The following is an 18,493-nucleotide window of genomic DNA, read 5'->3' as shown; positions in this document are numbered from 1 at the left end:
GGTCTCGGTGCGGGCGGGACCGCTACTCGGTGAAGCCTTCGGCGGTGTCGCGGGCGCGCGCCTCCGGGGTGCGGTTCGCCGGGTCGCCCCAGCCTCCGCCGCCCGCCGAGTGGATCTCGAGGAGGCTCCCGGACGCGATCTCGATGCCGAACTGCTTGGTCGCGAGGTGCTGCACGCCCGCGTCCGTCACCAGGCGGTAGTCGTGCGGCGCGCCGTCCAGCCCGCCGGCGATGCCGGCCGAGCCGTGGCGGATGCCCTCGCCCGCGGTGTGCGCGTAGGCGGGAACCTCGACGCGCAGGTCGAGGTCGCAGCCGACGCCGCCGCGATACTGCCCGTCCCCGCCCGAGCCGGGCCGGAACTCATGCCGCTCGAAGACCAGCGGGAAGCGTGCCTCGGAGACCTCGACGGAGCCGAACTTGATGCCGCCGACGGAGTGCCACTCGCCCGCGCCCGGCCATCCGTCGCCCTGCGGCGAGGCTCCACCGCCCGGCCGCGCGTGGAACAGGTGCCAGATGAACTTGCGCCCGTTGCGCGGGTTCTGCCCGGTGATCGACATGCGGAAACGCCGTGACCAGCCGCCCATGCACCGTTCCGGACAGGCGTGCTGCAGCGCGCGGATGATCGCCTCGACGATCTCGTTGGAGGGGTGCGAGGTGGAGAGCGTCACCGGCATGTTCTCGTGCGGGTGGACCAGCGAGCCGCGCCGCAGGCGAACGTCGAGCAGGCGGAAGACGCCGTCGTTCTTCGGGATGTCCGCGTCGATCAGGTAGGCGAGGGCCATGGCGACGGCGGCCTGCGTGTTGGCGAAGGCGGAGTTGACGAAGCTGTTCGTCTCGTCGTCCGTCCCGGTGAGGTCCACGGTGATGTCGCTGCCGCGGATCGTGACCGCCGCGCGGATCGCGAGGTCCCTGCGCTCGCGCCCGTCGTCGTCGAGGTAGGCGGTGCCGTGGTAGGTCCCGTCCGGCCACTCGGCGACGATGGAGCGGGCGCGCGCCTCCGCGCCGTCGAGGATCTCGTCGATCGCGGCGTCCACCGTGGCGCGGCCGAACTCGTCGTACAGCGTGTCGAGGGAGCGTTCGCCGAGGTGCGCGGCGCCGATCATCGCGTCGAGGTCGCCCCGGACCTCGCGCGGCAGGCGCACGTTCATCAGCATCATCTCGAGGACGTCCTCGCGCATCCGGCCGCGTTCGGCGAGGCGCATGGGCGGGATGCGCAGCCCCTCCTGCCAGATCTCCGTGGCGCTCGGGTTGTAGCCGCCGTGGCTGGCACCGCCGATCTCGCCCATGTGCGCGCGCACCACGGCCCAGAGCCGCCGCTCGCCCTCGGCGAAGACCGGCGCGAAGACCGTGACGTCCGGCAGGTGCGACCCGCCCGCGTAGGGGTCGTTGAGGACGAAGACGTCGCCCGGGTTCACGTCGTCGCCGAACCGCGCCTCCAGCGCGCGGACGGCCCAGGGGAGGGCGCCGACGTGGACGGGAATGTGGTCGGCCTGGGCGACGAGCCGGCAGTCCCGGTCGACGATGCCCATCGAGAAGTCGCGGCTCGCGTTGAGGATCTGCGAGAAGGCGGTGCGCAGCATCGCCTCGCCCATCTCCTCGACGATGGCGGAGAGCCGGTGCTGGATCACCGCGCGGGAAATCGGGTCCAGTTGTTTGATCGCTTCCACCAGCATCTCCCGCAAATCGTTCGGCAGATGCAGTTCTAGCCGCCGGCACGGAGGATCAGAAGTTCCGTGCCGGAATAGGTGGTCAGCCCCGGGCTATTCCGCGGCGAGGCTGTTGGAGGCGCTCGCCTGGTGGACGTGGATGTCCCGCTGCGGGAAGGGGATCGAGATCCCCGCCTCGTCGAAGCGTTCCTTCACGGCGCGGGTGATGTCCCAGTAGACAGTCCAGTAGTCCTCGCCCCGCGTCCAGGGCCGGACGATGAAGTCGACCGAGGATTCGTTGAGCGCGTTCACCCGGACCACGGGGGCGGGCTCGGAAAGGATGAGCGGGTGCTCGGCGACGATCGTCTCCAGCAACGCCTGCGCTTTCTCCACGCTGTCCGAGTAGGAGATGCCGAACACGAAGTCGACGCGCCGCGTCGTGCTGCCGGTGACGTTGGTGATGATGTTGCCCCACACCTTCCCGTTCGGGACCAGGATGATCTGGTTGTCGGGCGTCGTGACCGTGGTGGAGACGATGTTCATCTTCTGCACGGTGCCCGCGGTGCCGCCGATGTCGACGTAGTCGCCCTCGTCGAACGGGCGGTTGATCATGATCATCAGCCCCGCGGCGAGGTTGCCGAGCGTGTCCTGCAGCGCGAAGGCGAGGATGAAGGAGGCGCCGCCGACGACGGCGAAGAGCGGCGAGATGTCGACCCCGAGTGCGGAAAGCACCACCATCAGGCCGATGGCGATCGTCGCCCAGTAGACCACCACCAGCAGGAAGGCCTGTAGCAGCTTGGACAGGTTCGGCACGCGCCCGATCGCCCGGCCCGCGGTGCGGCGCACCATCTGCGCCACGACGAGGAGCGCGGCGATCGCGATGACGATGATGATGATGTCGAGGCCGAGCTCGACACCGCCGTCCGCCGAGGTCAGCCACTCCAGCGCGCGGTTGAGGAGGGTCTTGAAGTCGGACGTGCGCACCTCGTCGATGAAGATCGCGCTCTGATATGCCTTGTACTCGGCGACCGCATCCGGATCGCCGCCCTTCAGCTCCCACGCGCGGATCACGTCGGCGTAGTTGTCGAAGAGGGCCTTGCGCTCGGCGGTCAGCGTCGTGACCCGCTCGCGCTGGGCATCGGTGGGGCTGCCGTCGGCGGCGGCGACGGCGATCATCGCCTCCGAGACCGCCTCGGTCTTGCTCTTCACGATGCCGAGCCAGGCGGCGGCGGCTTCCGCGAGCTCCTGCTTGGTCAATGGAACGAGTCGGAGCTTCAGCTCGCTGTCCGGGATGTCGGGGTTGGTGATGGCGGCGGGGAGCTGCGTCTCCGGCGCGGCGTCGCCTGCGGGCGCGGCCGCCTCGGCGGCCGGGGGCGCGTTCTCCTGGGCGGCGGCGGGAACGATGAACAGGACAACGGCGAACGCAAGGGCCATGAAGCGCATGGGCGTCTCCCGGAATGTCGGCGAACAATGCCTCGAATTCTGATTAACCTTCCGGGAAACTACGCGATGAAAACCCAGAAGAAGTCGTAAGTGTCGAAGGATTTTGGCGCTGGTAGGGCGTCTACTGTATGGTTTTGCCAATTGAAGAACTGGTTTGTAAATGCCGAATTGCTGGAATTAGGTTAGACGATTGGACTCAAAGGCGCCGATAGACCCGCCCCCCGCCCGGCGATTCTCGTGGCTGAGCGTGGTGAAGCAAGCCTCCGACCGGCCGCGCATCCCGGCGTCGGTGACGTCGGTTCGTGTCGTTTTCTGGTCGACTCTCGTGCTGACCGGGTTCGCCATTGCGGCGGTGGCGTGGTTCCTCGTCGATCCCGCCCCGCCGGCCCGGATCAAGATCGCGACCGGCATCGAGGACGGCTTCTACGACCGCCTCGGCCGCCGCTTCGCCCTGCGTCTGCGCCAGGAGCGGGTCGAGGTCGACCTCGTCCCGACCGCCGGATCGGCCGAGAACATCGACCTGCTGCGGGCCTCGGACGTGGACGCGGCGTTCGTGCAGGGCGGTGTCGGCTCGCCGCCGCCGCGCGATACGCATCTGCGCTCCCTCGCCGCGCTCGCGATCGAGCCGCTGTGGATCTTTTCGCGCGGGGTCGACACCCTGTCCGGGCTGGACGGGCGGGAGGACCTGCGCATCGCCATCGGCTCTGGCGGCAGCGGCACGCGCCAGCTCATGATGCACGTCCTCGCCCTGACCGGCCTCGCCGGCGGGATGGCGACGGAGGCACTCGACGGCGCGGCCGCGGCCGCGGCGCTGCGCGACGGGACGGTGGACCTCGCGGCCTTCGTGACCAGCCCGCAGACGCTTTGGGTGCACGACCTCCTGCGCGACCCGGCGATCCGCCTCGTCGAGATGGACTATGCCGACGCGCTGACCCGCCGCCTGCCGTTCGCCTCGCGGGTGGACCTCCCCGCCCGCGCGATCGACATCGTCGACAAGGTGCCGGCGGAGGACACTTCGATCCTCGGCGTCGCCACCGTCCTTCTGGTGCGCGAGAGCCTCCATCCGGCGGTCAAGCAGCTCATGCTGCAGATCTCGACGATGCTCGCCCGCGGCGACCCCGTGCTCGGCACGCGCGGCCAGTTCCCGAGCGCCGACCTGGTGGAATATCCGCTGGACACGGAGGCGGAGCGCTATTTCCGTTACGGGCCGACGCCTGCGCGGCGGTACCTGCCGTACTGGGCCGCCAATCTCTTCGAGCGGTTCTGGGTGCTGATGATCCCGATCGCGACCCTCCTCATCCCGATCCTGCGTTTCGGCCCGACGACGCTGCAGTGGAGCATCCGCCGGCGCATCTACCGGTGGTACCGCGACCTGAAGGACCTCGAGGGGGCCGCCCTCGACGCCTCGACCGAGACGGAGCTGAAGACGGTCCTCGACGGGCTCCACGAGGTCGAGCGGCAGGTGAGCGTCATCCGCGTCCCGCTCGCCTTCCGGGACGACCTCTACCGCCTCAGGATGCACGTCGCCTTCGTGCGGGCGGAGGTGACCCAGAACCTCGCCCGCTGACGCCACTGGCCCCGGCGGCCCGGCGCTTCATATGGCGAGGATGCCAAGCGGAGGATGCGCGATGCAGGTCATGGTGTGCGGGGCGGGAGCCATCGGGGCGTCGATCGCGTACTACCTCGCCAGCGCGGGGGCGGACGTGACCGTCGTGGAGCGGGCCGGCGTCGCGTGCGCGGCGTCGGGCAAGTCCGGCGGCTTCCTCGCCCTCGACTGGTGCGACGGGCAGCCGGTGGAGCGCCTCGCGCGGCGCAGCTTCGCCCTGCATGAGCAACTCGCCGGCAGCCTCGGCGCCGACTGGTGCTACCGCCGCATGACCACCTACGCCGGCTACGAGGCGACGGGCGACCAGACCGGTCCGGTCGACTGGGTCGGCCGGGTCGCGATCACCCAGAAGCTCGGCGGACCCCGCACCACCGCGCAGGTCCACCCCGCCCGCTACACCGGGGCGCTGATGGACGCCGCAGTCGCGCGGGGCGCGAGGCTCCTCGCCGGCGCGGTGGAGGGCGTCGAGACGGGGCCAGACAGTGCCGTGACGGGCCTCGTCGTCGACGGCGCGGTCCACCCGGCCGAGGCCGTGGTGGTGGCGATGGGGCCGTGGTCGATCCTGGCGGCGCGGTGGCTGCCGCTGCCGGCGGTCTACGGGATGAAGGGGCACAGCCTCGTCTACCGCACCGGCGACCGCCTCCCGGCCGAGGCGCTATTCCTCGAATGCAAGGATGCGGCGGGCACGGCGACGCCGGAGGTCTTTCCCCGCAGTGACGGCACGACCTACGTCTGCGCCATCTCAAGCCAGACGCCGCTGCCGGTCGACCCTGCCGCGGTCGGTCCGGACGAGGGGGCCTTCGCGCGGCTGGAGGCGATGTGCGCGCGTCTCTCCCCCGTCCTCGCCGACAGCCCCGTCGTCGCCCGGGGCGCCTGCTTCCGTCCGGTTACGGCCGACGGCTGGCCCGTCATCGGCCCGGTGCCGGGTGTCCCCGGCGCCTTCGTCGCCACCGGGCACAGCGTCTGGGGCATCCTCAACGCCCCGGCGACGGGCGAGGCGATGGCGGAGCTGATCGAGACCGGGTCCACCCGCCACGTCGACATCGCGGCCTTCGCGCCCGCGCGCCTGCCGCGCCTCGACCCCGCGCTGCTGGCGGTGAGCTGAGGCGCTGGGGCCAGGCTCGCGCAAGGAAACCCCGACCAAGGTCCTGCGACACCGGACTGGACGAATTCTCAGTAAATCTCGACACTTTGGGCACCCGCCGCAGGCGTTCCTCCCGAAAATCAGCTACTTAAACTCTAACTTATTTAGAGGCTTGACCTTTCCTTATGCGCGGCCGCATGCTGCGCTCGCATTCCATCCGGAGGTCAGCCTCGCTTGGGATGATCACGACCACGGGCGTCAGATCCGGGCGAAAACGATAGAGGGAGGGCGCGCATGGCGTCCGTCGACGTACGAGCCGTTCGTAAGGCGTTTGGCTCGCATGAGGTCATCCACGGAGTCGATATCTCGATTTCCGACGGCGAGTTCGTCGTCCTCGTCGGCCCGTCGGGCTGCGGAAAGTCGACCCTGCTGCGGATGATCGCCGGCCTCGAGCAGATTACCGGCGGCGAAATCGCGATCGGCGACCGGGTGGTGAACATGGTCCCGCCGAAGGAGCGGGACATCGCGATGGTGTTCCAGAACTACGCGCTGTACCCGCACATGAAGGTCTACGACAACATGGCCTTCAGCCTGAAGCTGAAGGGCGCGCCGAAGTCGGAGATCGAAGAGCGCGTGGGCGTCGCGGCGGACGTGCTGGGTCTCGGCGCGCTGCTCGACCGCTACCCGCGCCAGCTCTCGGGCGGCCAGCGCCAGCGCGTCGCCATGGGCCGGGCGATCGTGCGCAACCCTCAGGTCTTCCTGTTCGACGAGCCGCTGTCCAACCTCGACGCCAAGCTGCGCGTGGCGATGCGCACCGAGATCAAGGCGCTCCACCAGCGCCTCAGGACCACGTCCGTCTATGTCACGCACGACCAGATCGAGGCGATGACGATGGCCGACCGGATCGTCGTGATGCACGACGGCATCGTCGAGCAGATCGGCACCCCGCTCGACCTCTACGACAACCCGGCCAACACCTTCGTCGCCGGGTTCATCGGTTCTCCCGCCATGAATTTCATCGAAGGCCGCGTATCGCGCGAGGGTGGCGTGCCGGCGGTCGTCGCGGGCGGCGACATCCGCCTGCCGACCCCGCCGAACCTGCAGGCGGCCGACGGTCACAAGGTCATTTACGGCGTGCGCCCCGAGCACATTTCGCTCGCCAACGGGAGCGGCGGCGGTGTCCCCGCGGAGATCGACGTCATCGAGCCCACCGGCGCCTACACGCTCGCCTTCGCCAAGATGGCCGGGGCTGAGGTGTGCGCGATGTTCGACGAGCGGCACGCCTTCCAGCCGGGCCAGCGCATCGACCTCGCCCCGCGCACCGAGCTCGTGCACGTCTTCGACGCCGAGAGCGGGCGCCGGCTTTGATCACGTCCCGCCCGCGCGGCGGGAACAACGAGAGAGCCGGCGAAGACCGGCCATAGATCGGGAGGAAGACCATGAGCTTTACGAGACGCCGCTTCCTGCAGACGTCCTCCGCCGTGGCCGCGGGGGCGGCCAGCAGCCAGCTTCTCGGCATCCGGCAACCCTTCGCCCAGGACACGATGAACTTCAAGCCGGAGGACGGCGCGGAGCTGCGGCTCCTCAGGTGGTCGAAGTTCGTCCAGGGCGACGAGACCCTCTGGATGGAGAACACGAAGAAGTTCACCGAGGCGACGGGCGTGCCGGTCCGCGTCGACAACGAGTCGTGGGAGGACGTGCGCCCGAAGGCCGCCGTCGCCGCGAACGTCGGCTCGGGACCCGACATCATCCTCGGCTGGTTCGACGACCCGCACCAGTACCCGGACAAGCTCGTCCCGCTGACCGACCTCGCCGAGTACCTCGGCAACAAGTACGGCGGCTGGTACGACGCCGCGCAGCGCTACGGCAAGAAGGGTGACGAGTGGATCGGCCTGCCGCTGGGCGCCTCCGGCGCGCGCGTCGTCTACCGCCAGAAGTGGGTGCAGGAGGCCGGCTTCGAGACCTTCCCGACCGACACCCAGGGCTTCCTCGACGTCGCGAAGAAGCTCAAGGAGAACGGCCATCCGATGGGCATGGCGCTCGGCCACGGCGTCGGCGACGCCAACGGCTGGCTGCACACCATCCTGTGGGGCTTCGGCGGCAAGATGGTCGACGAGGAGAACGCCGTCGTCCTCGACAGCCCCGAGACCGTCGCGGCGCTGGAGTACGTGAAGGAGCTCTACCAGTACTTCATCCCCGGCACGCTCTCCTGGCTCGATCCGAACAATAACAAGGTGTTCCTCGCCGGCGAGCTCGGCGCCACCATCAACGGCATCTCGATCTGGTATGCCGCGAAGAATTCGGACGACCCGGCGCTGCAGGAGATGGCCAAGGACATCTACCACGCGCAGATGCCCGTCGGCCCCGTCGGCAAGCCGACCGAGCTGCACCTGTTCACCCAGGCGATGGTGTTCGGCTACACGAAGTACCCCAATGCGGCGAAAGAGTACCTCCGCTTCATGTGGGAGAAGGAGCAGTACGAGCCCTGGCAGCTCGCGGCCAACGGCTACATCTCGCACCCGCTCGCGGCCTACGCCGAGAACTCGGTCTGGACCGAGATCCCGAAGTCCGAGCCGTACCGCGACTGCGTCAAGAACATGCTCTGGAACGGCTATTCCGGCGAGCTCGGCCCCGCGTCCGCCGCGACGATGGCCGACTACATCATCGTCGACATGTTCGCGCAGGCCGCCTCCGGCGAGCGCTCCCCGAAGGACGCGGCCAAGTACGCCGCGCGCCGCGCCGAGCGCTCGTACCGCTGACGCGCTCGCTCCGCCGACGCTCCGGGCGCCGAGGCGCCCGAAGCGCGGCACCGGCGGCCCGTGCGGCCGCCGTCACGCTCGAGGTGCTGGCGGCCTACGGGCCGTCCGCACGGATGGACGCGCGGGCGGACTGACGCTCGCGGACCGTGACCGACGGGGCGACACCGCCCGCCGATCTGACCGAAGGGCGCCTTGATGGCCGTAGACGTTCAACAGCCCAGCGCACGGGCCGCCGCGCATGCGCCGAGCAGGATCTCGCGCATCGGGCAGAGCAAGGGCTTCCTCAGCTTCTGGTTCATGCTGCCCGCGGCGGCGCTGCTGCTGCTGTTCCTCGCCTATCCGCTGGCGCTCGGCGTCTGGCTCGGCTTCACCGACGCGCGCATCGGCCAGGCGGGCACCTTCATCGGCCTCGAGAACTACGAATGGCTGATGGAAGACCCGGTCTTCTGGCTCGCGGTATTCAACACGTTCCTCTACACGGTGGTCGCGAGCATCATCAAATTCGGCCTCGGCCTCTGGCTGGCGCTGCTCCTCAACCACCACCTGCCGTTCAAGGCGCTGCTGCGCGCCATCGTCCTGCTGCCGTGGATCGTGCCGACGGTTCTGTCGGCCATCGCCTTCTGGTGGATCTACGACGCGCAGTTCTCGATCATCTCGTGGTCGCTGGTGAAGCTCGGCCTCATCGACCACTACATCGACTTCCTGGGCGACCCGGCCAACGCGCGCGCCTCGGTGATCGCGGCCAACATCTGGCGCGGCATCCCGTTCGTGGCGATCACGCTGCTCGCCGGCCTGCAGACGATCCCGCAGTCGCTCTACGAGGCGGCGCTGATCGACGGCGCGTCGCCCTGGCAGCGCTTCCGCTACGTCACCTTCCCGATGCTGACGCCGATCATCGCGGTGGTGATGACCTTCTCGGTGCTCTTCACGTTCACCGACTTCCAGCTGATCTACGTGCTGACCCGCGGCGGCCCGCTGAACGCGACGCACCTCATGGCGACGCTGTCCTTCCAGCGCGCGATTCCCGGCGGCTACCTCGGCGAGGGCGCGGCGATCGCGGTGTCGATGATCCCGTTCCTCCTGGGCGCGATCCTCTTCAGCTACTTCGGACTGCAACGCCGGCGCTGGCAGCAGGGCGGCGGGGACTAAGGGGGCGACCATGGCTGTCAGCGAAGAGGAAAAGCTCACCGAGACGTCCGCCCGCTTCTGGAAGTGGGGCCGGCAGAACCCGAAGGACGAGCCCGAGGGCGCGAGCACGGACTACCTCGTGTCGCTGCCGCGGCGGGTGGTGACCGTCTACATCCCGATGGTCATCTTCCTGTTCGTGCTGCTCTTCCCGTTCTACTGGATGGCGATCACGACGTTCAAATCGAACGAGGAGCTCTACAACTACACCGACTACAGTCCGTTCTGGGTGGCTCACCCGACCTTCGCCAACATCCACAAGCTGTTCTTCGAGACGAGCTATCCGGTCTGGCTCTGGAACACGATGCTGGTGTCGGTCGTCGCGACGTTCATCTCGCTGTTCTGCGCGGTGTGCGCGGCCTACGCGATCGAGCGGCTGCGCTTCCAGGGCTCGCGCCTCGTCGGCATGGGGATCTTCCTCGCCTACCTGGTGCCGCCGTCGATCCTCTTCATCCCGCTGGCCGTCATCGTCTTCCAGTACGGGCTGTTCGATTCGCCGTTGGCCCTGATCCTCACCTACCCGACGTTCCTCATCCCGTTCTGCACCTGGCTCCTGATGGGCTACTTCCGCTCCATCCCCTACGAACTCGAGGAATGCGCCCTCATCGACGGGGCCTCGCGGCTGCAGATCCTCGTCAAGATCCTGCTGCCGCTCGCGGTGCCGGGGCTCATCTCGGCCGGCATCTTCGCCTTCACGCTGTCGTGGAACGAGTTCATCTACGCGCTCACGTTCATCTCCTCGTCGGAGAACAAGACCGTGCCGGTGGGCGTGATCACGGAGCTCGTCGAGGGAGACGTCTACCACTGGGGCTCGCTGATGGCGGGCGCCCTGATGGGCTCGCTCCCCGTCGCGATCCTCTACTCGTTCTTCGTCGAGCACTACGTCGCGTCGATGACCGGGGCCGTGAAGGAGTAGGCGGACTCGACGGTCGTCTGCGTGCGGGACCGCAGGGCCGCTCCGGATTCACCAGGGAACAGGGGCGGTCGCCTGTTCCCCGAAGCCAACCATCGCTGATGAAGCCCTGAACCGGAGCGGGGTGCAGGGCAAGGCACACTTCGTTCTTCGGCCTTGCCCTGCACCCCGCTCCGGTTCCTGTCGGGCTTCAGCGATGGTTGGCTCCGGGGAACAGGCTGAGGCCTTGCCGTGTCCGCGCGGGTGGTTGGGTCCGTGGTGCGCGGCGGGCCTGGGGTCATCCCATGTAGGGGGCGGGGACCATCGCGTCGGCGAGGTGGTAGAGGCCGGTGTGCAGGGCCTCGCGGGTGATGGAGCCGCCGAGGCAGACGCGCAGCCGCTCGTCGGGCGGGCCGTCCACCGTGAAGGCGTCGGACGGCATGATGCCGATCTCGCGGCCGGCCATCCGCGCCATGATGTCGGACCGGCCTACCCCCTCCGGCAGGCTCAGCCAGATGTTGAAGGCATTGTCCGCCGCGCGGAACTCGAACCCGTCGAGCGCCTCCGCGGCGATGCGCTGCCGCGCGGCCGACTCCGAGCGGATGAAGCGGCGGATGTGGTCGGCCGTCCCGTCCTCGATCCACTGCGTCGCCAGCGCCATCGACAGCGGGGAGGGCATCACCGCGAACGACCGCACGGCCTGGCCCAGCGCGAACGCGTCGCGGCCCGACGGCGCCACCGTGTAGGCGAGGCGCAGGCCCGCCCCGATGCACTTGGCGAGCCCGCCGATGTGCCACGTGAGGTCCGGCGCCGAGACCGCGAGCGGGGCGGGCGCCTTGGGCGGGATGAAGCCGTAGGCGTCGTCCTCGATCAGCGGCAGGCCGTGATGGTTGAGGACCTCAGATACCGCAAGGCGCCGCTCGACCGGCATCGTGATCGTGGTCGGGTTCTGCAGCGTCGGGTTCAGGTAGAGCGCCTTCGGGCGAACCCTCGCGATCGCCCTCTCCAGCGCGTCGGGGAGGATGCCGTCCCCGTCCATCTCCAGTCCGACGAGGTTGAGGCCCATGCGTCCGGCGATGCTGCGGAACCCGGGATAGGTGATCCGCTCGCACAGCACCGTGTCGCCCGGGCGGGTGAGGATCGACAGGATCGCCGTCATGGTCGGGTGCGCGCCGGGCGTCACCGCGATGCGCTCCAGCCGCGGGACCATGCCGCGGAGCGACAGCCACGTGGACGCGGCGATGCGGTCCTTCTCCGAACCGGTGGCGGACTGGTACCGCAGCAGGTGGACGAGGTTCGCCGACACTGCGCTCAGCCCCTCCTGCATGCGGGACAGGAGCGCCGGGTCGGCCGGCTCCGGCGGCATGTTCATCGAGAGGTCGGTGGCGACGACGCGCGCGGGATCCGGCGCGCCGGGGACGGGGGCCGCCGGCGGCGGGGCCGCTGTGCCGTTCGCGCCGTTGAGCGGGATGCCGGCCGGGACCGGGCCGGCCGCGTCGCCGGCGGCACTGCCGCGCCCGGGCGCGCCGGCCGTCACGAACGTGCCGCGGCCGACGTGGCTGTCGACGAGGCCCCGGGCCTGCGCCTCGGCATAGGCGCGGGAGACCGTCGTGAAGTCGATCCCGAGGCGCTGGGCCAGCTTGCGCTGCGGCGGCAGGCGGTCCCCCGGGGACAGGGTGCCGGCGCGCACGTCCCGCTCGATCGCCTCGGCGATGGAGATGTAGCGCGGGCGGCTGCTCGTCCCGAGGTCAGGGGTCCAGTCGATCATCAGGGTCTCCGCCACGCGCCGACGCGTTGCCGACCGGGACATTGAAGCACATTGTATGGATCTGGCGCAAGCCCCTCATTGCGGGCGCAGGAATCCGATCATTCATGCGCCAATCAACGCTGAAAAGTTAAGCTTATGGCGAGATTTCATGCCCAGATCTGCCGCAAACAGGTGGATCTGTGCTGAATTTATTGTCTGTACATTGAATGGTGATTGACTTGATTGAATGGAGGGCGTCTCCTCCCGTCCGGACACAGCAAGGAGCACGAGATGCCCGCAGTCACCCAGGAAGCCCACAAGGACGGCGACTACTTCGTCGACTACGAGCAGAAGGTCTTCGAGGACGTCAAAGCCGATCCCGGTGAGAAGGCGCTCGTCACCTTCCACACCGTCGCGTTCGAGGGCTCGATCGGGCTCGTCAACATCCTCAACGCCATCCGCCTCAACCGGAAGGGCTACGAGACCTCGATCCTCCTCTACGGCCCGGGTGTCACGCTCGGCATCCAGCGCGGCTTCCCGACGCTCGGCGACGAGGCCTTCCCCGGCCACCAGAACTTCGCCGCCAACCTCAAGAAGTTCATGGGCGAGGGGGGCAAGGTCTACGCCTGCCGTTTCGCCCTCCAGGCCCTCTACGGCCACGGCGAGCCGTCGCTGCTCCCCGGCATCGTCCCGATCGCCCCGCAGGACGTGCTCGACTGCGTCCTGATCCACAAGAAGGCCAACGCCGTCATCCTCGACACCTGGACCGTCTGAGGCGGGCGGCCTGCAACTTCCCGGGGCGGCTCGGCCTCCCCGCCGCGGCGGCCGCTCCGGCCGCCGCAAGGGCGCCCGGCGCCCGAGCCCAACCACGACGAGTGCCGAAGCCACCACCGCGCACCAGGACGGGAGACGCCCCATGCGAACCGATACCATCCGCGCTGCGGCCGTACAGATCGCGCCGGACCTCTCGGGCCGCGCCGGCACCATCGAGCGGGTGCTCAACGCCATCGCCGAAGCCGCGGAGAAGGGTGCGGACTTCATCGTCTTTCCCGAGACGTTCGTGCCCTACTACCCCTATTTCTCGTTCATCCTGCCGCCGGTGCAGCAGGGTGCCCCGCATCTCGAGCTCTACCAGGAGGCCGTGGTCGTCCCCTCGCCGGAGACGGACGCGGTGGCGGAGGCGGCCCGCAAGCGCGGCGTCATCGTTGTGCTGGGCGTCAACGAGCGCGACCACGGCTCCCTCTACAACACCCAGCTCGTCTTCGACGCGGACGGCTCCCTCGCCCTCAAGCGGCGCAAGATCACGCCGACCTACCACGAGCGGATGATCTGGGGGCAGGGCGACGGCGCCGGCCTCAAGGTGGCCGAGACGAGGGTCGGCCGCGTCGGCGCGCTCGCCTGCTGGGAGCACTACAACCCGCTCGCCCGCTACGCCCTCATGGCGCAGCACGAGGAGATCCACGCCTCGCACTTCCCCGGCAGCCTGGTCGGGCCGATCTTCGCCGAGCAGATCGAGGTGACGATGCGCCACCACGCGCTGGAATCGGGCTGCTTCGTCGTCAACGCCACCGGATGGCTGACCGAAGAGCAGATCCGGTCCATCCACCCCGACCCGAAGCTGCAGAAGGGGATCCGGGACGGCTGCATGACCTGCATCGTCTCGCCGGAGGGCAGGCATCTCGCCCCGCCGCTGACCGAGGGCGAAGGCATCCTGATTGCCGACCTCGACATGCGCCTCATCACCAAGCGCAAGCGGATGATGGATTCGGTCGGCCACTACGCCCGGCCCGAGCTCCTGCATCTCGTCCACGACGTGCGTCCCGCGGTCCCGCGCGAGGCGGTCGAAATGGCCCCGTCCCTGCAACCGGCGAGCGAGCCGACCCGGACCCACCAGCCCAGCGAGGAGGGCGAACATGCGTGACGGCGACCTGATCAACGAGTTGCAGACCCACGGGATGCGCCTGGTCGACCCGCGCGCCGGGCACGAGGCGCGCCGCGGCGGTGCCGGTCCCTCGGACCACAAGGCGATCACCATCAACGGGACGACCGTGATGGTCCCGGTGCACACCGCCCCGGCGTTCGCCTCGCCGTACCTCGTGGAGCGGCCGGACGCGGCGGGGGATGCCGTCGTCACCCGGGACGGCGTCGAGGTCGCCAGGGTCCGCTTTCCGCTGCGGCCGCGCTTCTACGAGCTCGCCACCGCCGACGGCGTCCCCTACAGCCACATCGCGACGCTCCACAGCCGCGACGTCCTGGCGACGACGGTGCTGCAGACCTGCATCCGATACGAGAGCCGCAAGAAGACCTGCCAGTTCTGCGCCATCGGCCAGTCGCTCGCAGCCGGTCGCACCGTGGCGCACAAGACGCCCGGGCAGCTCGCCGAGGTGGCCGAGGCCGCCGTCCGGCTCGACGGCGTGAAGCACATGGTCCTCACCACCGGCACGCCCCCCGGAAAGGACCGCGGCGCCCGGGTACTCGCCGAGTCGGCCCGCGCCATCAAGGCCGCCGTCGACATCCCCATCCAGGGCCAGTGCGAGCCGCCGGACGACGACGCCTGGCACCAGCGCATGGCCGACGCCGGCATCGACACGCTCGGCATGCACCTCGAGGTGGTCACCCCGGCGGTGCGGCAGCGGATCATGCCCGGCAAGGCGTCGGTGCCGCTGGAGAAGTACTTCGCCAGCTTCGAGGCGGCGGTGAAGGTGTTCGGCTGGGGGCAGGTCTCGACCTACATCCTCGCCGGCCTCGGCGACACGCGCGAGGCGATCCTCGACATGTCCGCCCGCCTCACCGCGATCGGCGTCTACCCCTTCGTGGTGCCGTTCGTGCCGATCTCAGGAACGCCGCTCGAGAGCCACCCGACGCCGACGGCGGAATTCATGGCGTCGATCCTGCGCCCCCTCGGCGAGATGGTCGTCGATGCCGGGATGCGCTCGGAGGACATCAAGGCCGGCTGCGGCAAGTGCGGCGCGTGCTCGGCGCTCTCCGTCTTCGAGAAGCTGAAGGTGCCGGCATGATCATCGACCTCGTCTCGATGCGGGAGGACGACTACCAGTTCCGCTCGCCCGGCTACTACATCCGCGCCGCCTCGCAGCCGTTCGAGGCGCGGGGCGCGGCGGCCCTCCGCCACCGCGTGTTCGTGGAGGAGCAGAAGATCTTCGCCGAGCACGACCGCGACGAGATCGACCTCATCGCGACCCACCTCGTCGCCCTCTCCACCTACGCGGGGGAGGCGGACCAGATCGTCGGCACCGTGCGCATCCACGAGGAGGAGCCGGGCCTCTGGTGGGGATCGCGGCTCGCCGTCGACCGCGATTTCCGCCACGTCCACCGCCTCGGTACCGAGCTCATCCGTCTCGCGGTCTCGACCGCGAACGGGCGTGGCGCCGATACCTTCCTGGCGCACGTGCAGATGCAGAACGTCCCCCTCTTCGAGCGGATGCACTGGCGCGTCCTGGAGGAGGCCGACCTTCACGGCGTCCCGCACGCCAGGATGCAGGTCGACCTCTCCCGCTACCCCGCCTGCGCCAACCCGGAGGAAGGCTGGTTCCGCCCCGTGCGGAGAGCGGCATGAGCGCGGACCCCGGACCATCCGGCCTCGCGGCGATCGCCGCCGAACTGCGCGGGCACCCCTCCATCCGCGGCAAGCTCGCCATCGGACGCGCGGCCGCGGCGCTCGGCCTGTCGGTGCACTCCGACGGGCGACCGGGCGACGACGCCGCGGTGTTGCCGCGCGACGGCGGCTACGACCTATTCGCCGGCGAGGGCTTCATCCCCGCCTTCGTGAATTCCGCGCCCTGGTTCGCCGGATGGTGCGCCGTGATGGTGAACGTCTCGGATATCGCCGCGATGGGCGGGCGCGCGGTCGCCGTCGTCGACCAGATCTGGGCGCCCGATCCGGAGGCGGCCCGCCCGGTGATGGAGGGCATGAGGGCCGCCGCCGAGGCCTACGGCGTGCCGCTCGTCGGCGGCCACACCAACTTCGCCGCGTCCGAACTGTCGCTCGCGGCCTCCATCTTCGGCCGCGCGAACGCGCTCATCACGAGCTTCGACGCGCTGCCCGGCGATCTGCTGGTCGCCGCCATCGACCGGCGCGGCGAGTACAGCGGGTTCGACAACTTCGGCGCCTTCCTCGGCGCGCCGGCCGAGCGGCTGCGCGCCGACCTCGAGATCCTGCCCGAGCTTGCGGAGGCGGAACTCGTCACCGCCGGAAAGGACATCAGCCAGGGCGGCATCGTCGGCACCGGCCTGATGCTCGCCGAATGCTCCGGCGTCGGGCTCGACATCGACGTCGCAGCCCTCGACCCGCCGGCCGGCACGGCGCCGGCGCGCTGGCTCCGCACCTTTCCGAGCTTCGGCTTCCTGCTTTCGGTGGCCCCCGACATGGTGGAGACGACGCTCGCGCGCTTCGCCGTCCGCGACATCCGCGCCGATGTGATCGGCCGCGTCACCGAGGGTTCGACGGTCCGCCTCGTCGACGGGGAGGATGCGGCGCTCTTCTGGGACTACCGCGACACACCCTACCTCGGCCTCCGCGCCAAGGAGCCAGCCCATGCCTGAGACCTTCTGGACCGTCCGCTGGCCGGATGGCGCCAAGGAGCGGTGCTACTCGCCCTCCAGCGTCGTCTGCGAAATCTTCACCCCCGGCGTGACCTACCCGCTGGAGGACTTCCTCGCCCGTTCTCGCACGGCCATGCAGCGCGCGTCCGACCGCGTGAAGGCCAAGTACGGCCACCCCTGCTCCAACGCCATGGCCCAGCTCCACCGGATCGAGACCCGCGCCCAGGCCTTCGACGGCCAGGACGGGGCATCGGTCACTTGCCTGGAGATCACGCAATGAAGCTGACGCCCACCCTCGAGCCGGTGCCGCCCCACGTCCCCGTCGTGATCGTCGGCGGCGGACAGGCCGGCCTCTCCCTCGCCGCCTGCCTCAGCGAGAAGGGCATCGACTACGTCGTCCTCGAACGGGAAGCGAAGTTCCACTCCTGGCGCGTCAACCGCTGGGACAGCTTCTGCCTCGTGACGCCGAACTGGCAGTGCCGCCTGCCGGGGTTCTCCTACTCGGGCGAGTACGGCGGAACGGACCCGGACGGCTTCATGCTGCGGGACGAGATCGTCGCCTACCTCGACGCCTTCGCCGCCCGCGTCGCGCCGAACATCCGCGAGCACGTCGAGGTGACCGGGGTCACCCCGCGTACCGAGGGCGGCTATCTCGTCGAGACGACCGACGGGGACTGGACGGCGGACCAGGTCGTCGTCGCCACCGGCGGCTACGACACGCCGATCGAGCCCGCCTACGCCAGAGCGCTCGACCCGAGGGTCATGCAGATGCACTCGCGCGAGTACCGCAACCCGGAGCAGTTCCCGGACGGCGGCGTCCTCATCGTCGGCACCGGCCAGTCCGGCGTGCAGCTCATGGAGGACTTCGTGCGGGCGGGGCGGCCGGTCCACCTCGCTGTCGGCCCGGCGCCGCGGAGCCCGCGCAAGTACCGCGGCCGGGACGCGACCGACTGGCTCTACGACGCCGGCCACTACGCGGTCACCATCGACAGGCATCCCGACCCCGCCAAGGCGCTCGGCCAGACCAACCACTACATGTCCGGCCGCGACGGGGGCAAGGAGATCGACCTGCGCAGGTTCCACGTGGAGCACGGGGTGGAGCTCTACGGCTCCCTCGCCGGAATGGACGGCACCACGGTCAGCTTCCTGCCGGACCTTGCGAAGAACCTCGACGACGCCGACCGCAGCTATGTCGGCATCCGGGACCAGATCGACGCCTACATCGCCCGGGAAGGGATCGACGCGCCGGTCGAACCGCCGTTCGCGAAGGTGTGGGAGCCGGGCGAGGAGCGCACCGGGATCGACCTCGCCGAGACCGGCATCACCTCCGTCCTCTGGGCGATCGGCTTCCGCCCCGACTATTCGTGGCTCCACGTCGACGTCCTCGACGAGCGGGGCAAGCCGCGGCACTTCCGTGGCGTTACGGACGTGCCGGGGATCCACTTCCTGGGCCTCGGCTGGCTCAACACCTGGGGCTCCGGCCGCTTCCTCGGCATCGAGGAGGACAGCCGCCACCTCGCCGGCCAGATCGAGGCGCAGCTCGTATCAGCCGGCAAGCTTGTCGAGGCCTGA

General features: G+C 69.5%; 16 protein-coding genes. 13 read left to right on the top strand and 3 right to left on the bottom strand.

What is annotated here, in order from left to right; all coding sequences use genetic code 11:
• Nucleotides 1-22 precede the first annotated feature (22 nt).
• Nucleotides 23-1,666, bottom strand: a complete 1,644-nt coding sequence (locus DLJ53_RS01645; RefSeq protein WP_244934978.1) for a hydantoinase B/oxoprolinase family protein — start codon at nucleotides 1,664-1,666, stop codon at nucleotides 23-25.
• A 93-nt stretch (nucleotides 1,667-1,759) separates the two neighbouring features.
• Complete coding sequence (locus DLJ53_RS01640) at nucleotides 1,760-3,088, bottom strand: mechanosensitive ion channel family protein (protein WP_111341756.1); 1,329 nt, start codon at nucleotides 3,086-3,088, stop codon at nucleotides 1,760-1,762.
• A gap of 250 nt (nucleotides 3,089-3,338) precedes the next feature.
• On the opposite strand from DLJ53_RS01640, the gene DLJ53_RS01635 reads away from it, so the two are divergent.
• The 6 genes from DLJ53_RS01635 (at nucleotide 3,339) to DLJ53_RS01610 (ending at nucleotide 10,638) form a co-directional block, all read left to right on the top strand.
• Nucleotides 3,339-4,655, top strand: a complete 1,317-nt coding sequence (locus DLJ53_RS01635) for a TAXI family TRAP transporter solute-binding subunit (protein ID WP_162408761.1) — start codon at nucleotides 3,339-3,341, stop codon at nucleotides 4,653-4,655.
• A 61-nt stretch (nucleotides 4,656-4,716) separates the two neighbouring features.
• Nucleotides 4,717-5,799: an NAD(P)/FAD-dependent oxidoreductase gene (locus tag DLJ53_RS01630; RefSeq protein WP_111341752.1), complete on the top strand. Its 1,083-nt coding sequence runs from the start codon at nucleotides 4,717-4,719 to the stop codon at nucleotides 5,797-5,799.
• Between the two features lie 273 nt (nucleotides 5,800-6,072).
• Nucleotides 6,073-7,146, top strand: a complete 1,074-nt coding sequence (locus DLJ53_RS01625; RefSeq protein ID WP_111341750.1) for an ABC transporter ATP-binding protein — start codon at nucleotides 6,073-6,075, stop codon at nucleotides 7,144-7,146.
• A 71-nt stretch (nucleotides 7,147-7,217) separates the two neighbouring features.
• Complete coding sequence (locus DLJ53_RS01620; RefSeq protein WP_111341749.1) at nucleotides 7,218-8,537, top strand: ABC transporter substrate-binding protein; 1,320 nt, start codon at nucleotides 7,218-7,220, stop codon at nucleotides 8,535-8,537.
• A 195-nt stretch (nucleotides 8,538-8,732) separates the two neighbouring features.
• Complete coding sequence (locus DLJ53_RS01615) at nucleotides 8,733-9,686, top strand: carbohydrate ABC transporter permease (protein WP_111341747.1); 954 nt, start codon at nucleotides 8,733-8,735, stop codon at nucleotides 9,684-9,686.
• A 10-nt stretch (nucleotides 9,687-9,696) separates the two neighbouring features.
• Complete coding sequence (locus tag DLJ53_RS01610; RefSeq protein WP_111341745.1) at nucleotides 9,697-10,638, top strand: carbohydrate ABC transporter permease; 942 nt, start codon at nucleotides 9,697-9,699, stop codon at nucleotides 10,636-10,638.
• Between the two features lie 274 nt (nucleotides 10,639-10,912).
• On the opposite strand, the gene DLJ53_RS01605 is transcribed toward DLJ53_RS01610, so the two are convergent.
• The gene (locus tag DLJ53_RS01605) at nucleotides 10,913-12,382 is read right to left on the bottom strand and encodes an aminotransferase-like domain-containing protein (RefSeq protein ID WP_111341744.1); all 1,470 of its coding nucleotides are present in this window, start codon (nucleotides 12,380-12,382) and stop codon (nucleotides 10,913-10,915) included.
• Between the two features lie 270 nt (nucleotides 12,383-12,652).
• On the opposite strand from DLJ53_RS01605, the gene DLJ53_RS01600 reads away from it, so the two are divergent.
• From DLJ53_RS01600 to DLJ53_RS01570, 7 genes are all read left to right on the top strand, one after another.
• Nucleotides 12,653-13,135: an MSMEG_0572/Sll0783 family nitrogen starvation response protein gene (locus DLJ53_RS01600; RefSeq protein WP_111341742.1), complete on the top strand. Its 483-nt coding sequence runs from the start codon at nucleotides 12,653-12,655 to the stop codon at nucleotides 13,133-13,135.
• Nucleotides 13,136-13,277: 142 nt separating this feature from the next.
• Nucleotides 13,278-14,282, top strand: a complete 1,005-nt coding sequence (locus DLJ53_RS01595) for a Nit6803 family nitrilase (protein WP_111341741.1) — start codon at nucleotides 13,278-13,280, stop codon at nucleotides 14,280-14,282.
• Complete coding sequence (locus DLJ53_RS01590) at nucleotides 14,275-15,378, top strand: MSMEG_0568 family radical SAM protein (protein ID WP_111341739.1); 1,104 nt, start codon at nucleotides 14,275-14,277, stop codon at nucleotides 15,376-15,378. Before DLJ53_RS01595 ends, DLJ53_RS01590 begins: the two co-directional genes overlap by 8 nt.
• Nucleotides 15,375-15,935 carry an MSMEG_0567/Sll0786 family nitrogen starvation N-acetyltransferase gene (locus DLJ53_RS01585; protein ID WP_226573463.1) on the top strand — a complete coding sequence of 187 codons (561 nt, stop codon included), beginning with the start codon at nucleotides 15,375-15,377 and terminating at the stop codon, nucleotides 15,933-15,935. Before DLJ53_RS01590 ends, DLJ53_RS01585 begins: the two co-directional genes overlap by 4 nt.
• Complete coding sequence (locus DLJ53_RS01580; RefSeq protein WP_111341737.1) at nucleotides 15,932-16,921, top strand: sll0787 family AIR synthase-like protein; 990 nt, start codon at nucleotides 15,932-15,934, stop codon at nucleotides 16,919-16,921. Before DLJ53_RS01585 ends, DLJ53_RS01580 begins: the two co-directional genes overlap by 4 nt.
• Nucleotides 16,914-17,201: an MSMEG_0570 family nitrogen starvation response protein gene (locus tag DLJ53_RS01575; protein ID WP_111341736.1), complete on the top strand. Its 288-nt coding sequence runs from the start codon at nucleotides 16,914-16,916 to the stop codon at nucleotides 17,199-17,201. The genes DLJ53_RS01580 and DLJ53_RS01575 overlap by 8 nt, the downstream gene beginning before the upstream one ends.
• Nucleotides 17,198-18,493, top strand: coding sequence for an MSMEG_0569 family flavin-dependent oxidoreductase (locus DLJ53_RS01570; protein WP_111341734.1), 1,296 nt, complete (start codon nucleotides 17,198-17,200; stop codon nucleotides 18,491-18,493). The genes DLJ53_RS01575 and DLJ53_RS01570 overlap by 4 nt, the downstream gene beginning before the upstream one ends.

This window comes from Acuticoccus sediminis (assembly GCF_003258595.1).
GTDB lineage: Bacteria > Pseudomonadota > Alphaproteobacteria > Rhizobiales > Amorphaceae > Acuticoccus > Acuticoccus sediminis.
The sequence above is the reverse complement of the archived record's forward strand: the minus strand, read 5'-3'. Positions and strand labels throughout refer to the sequence as shown.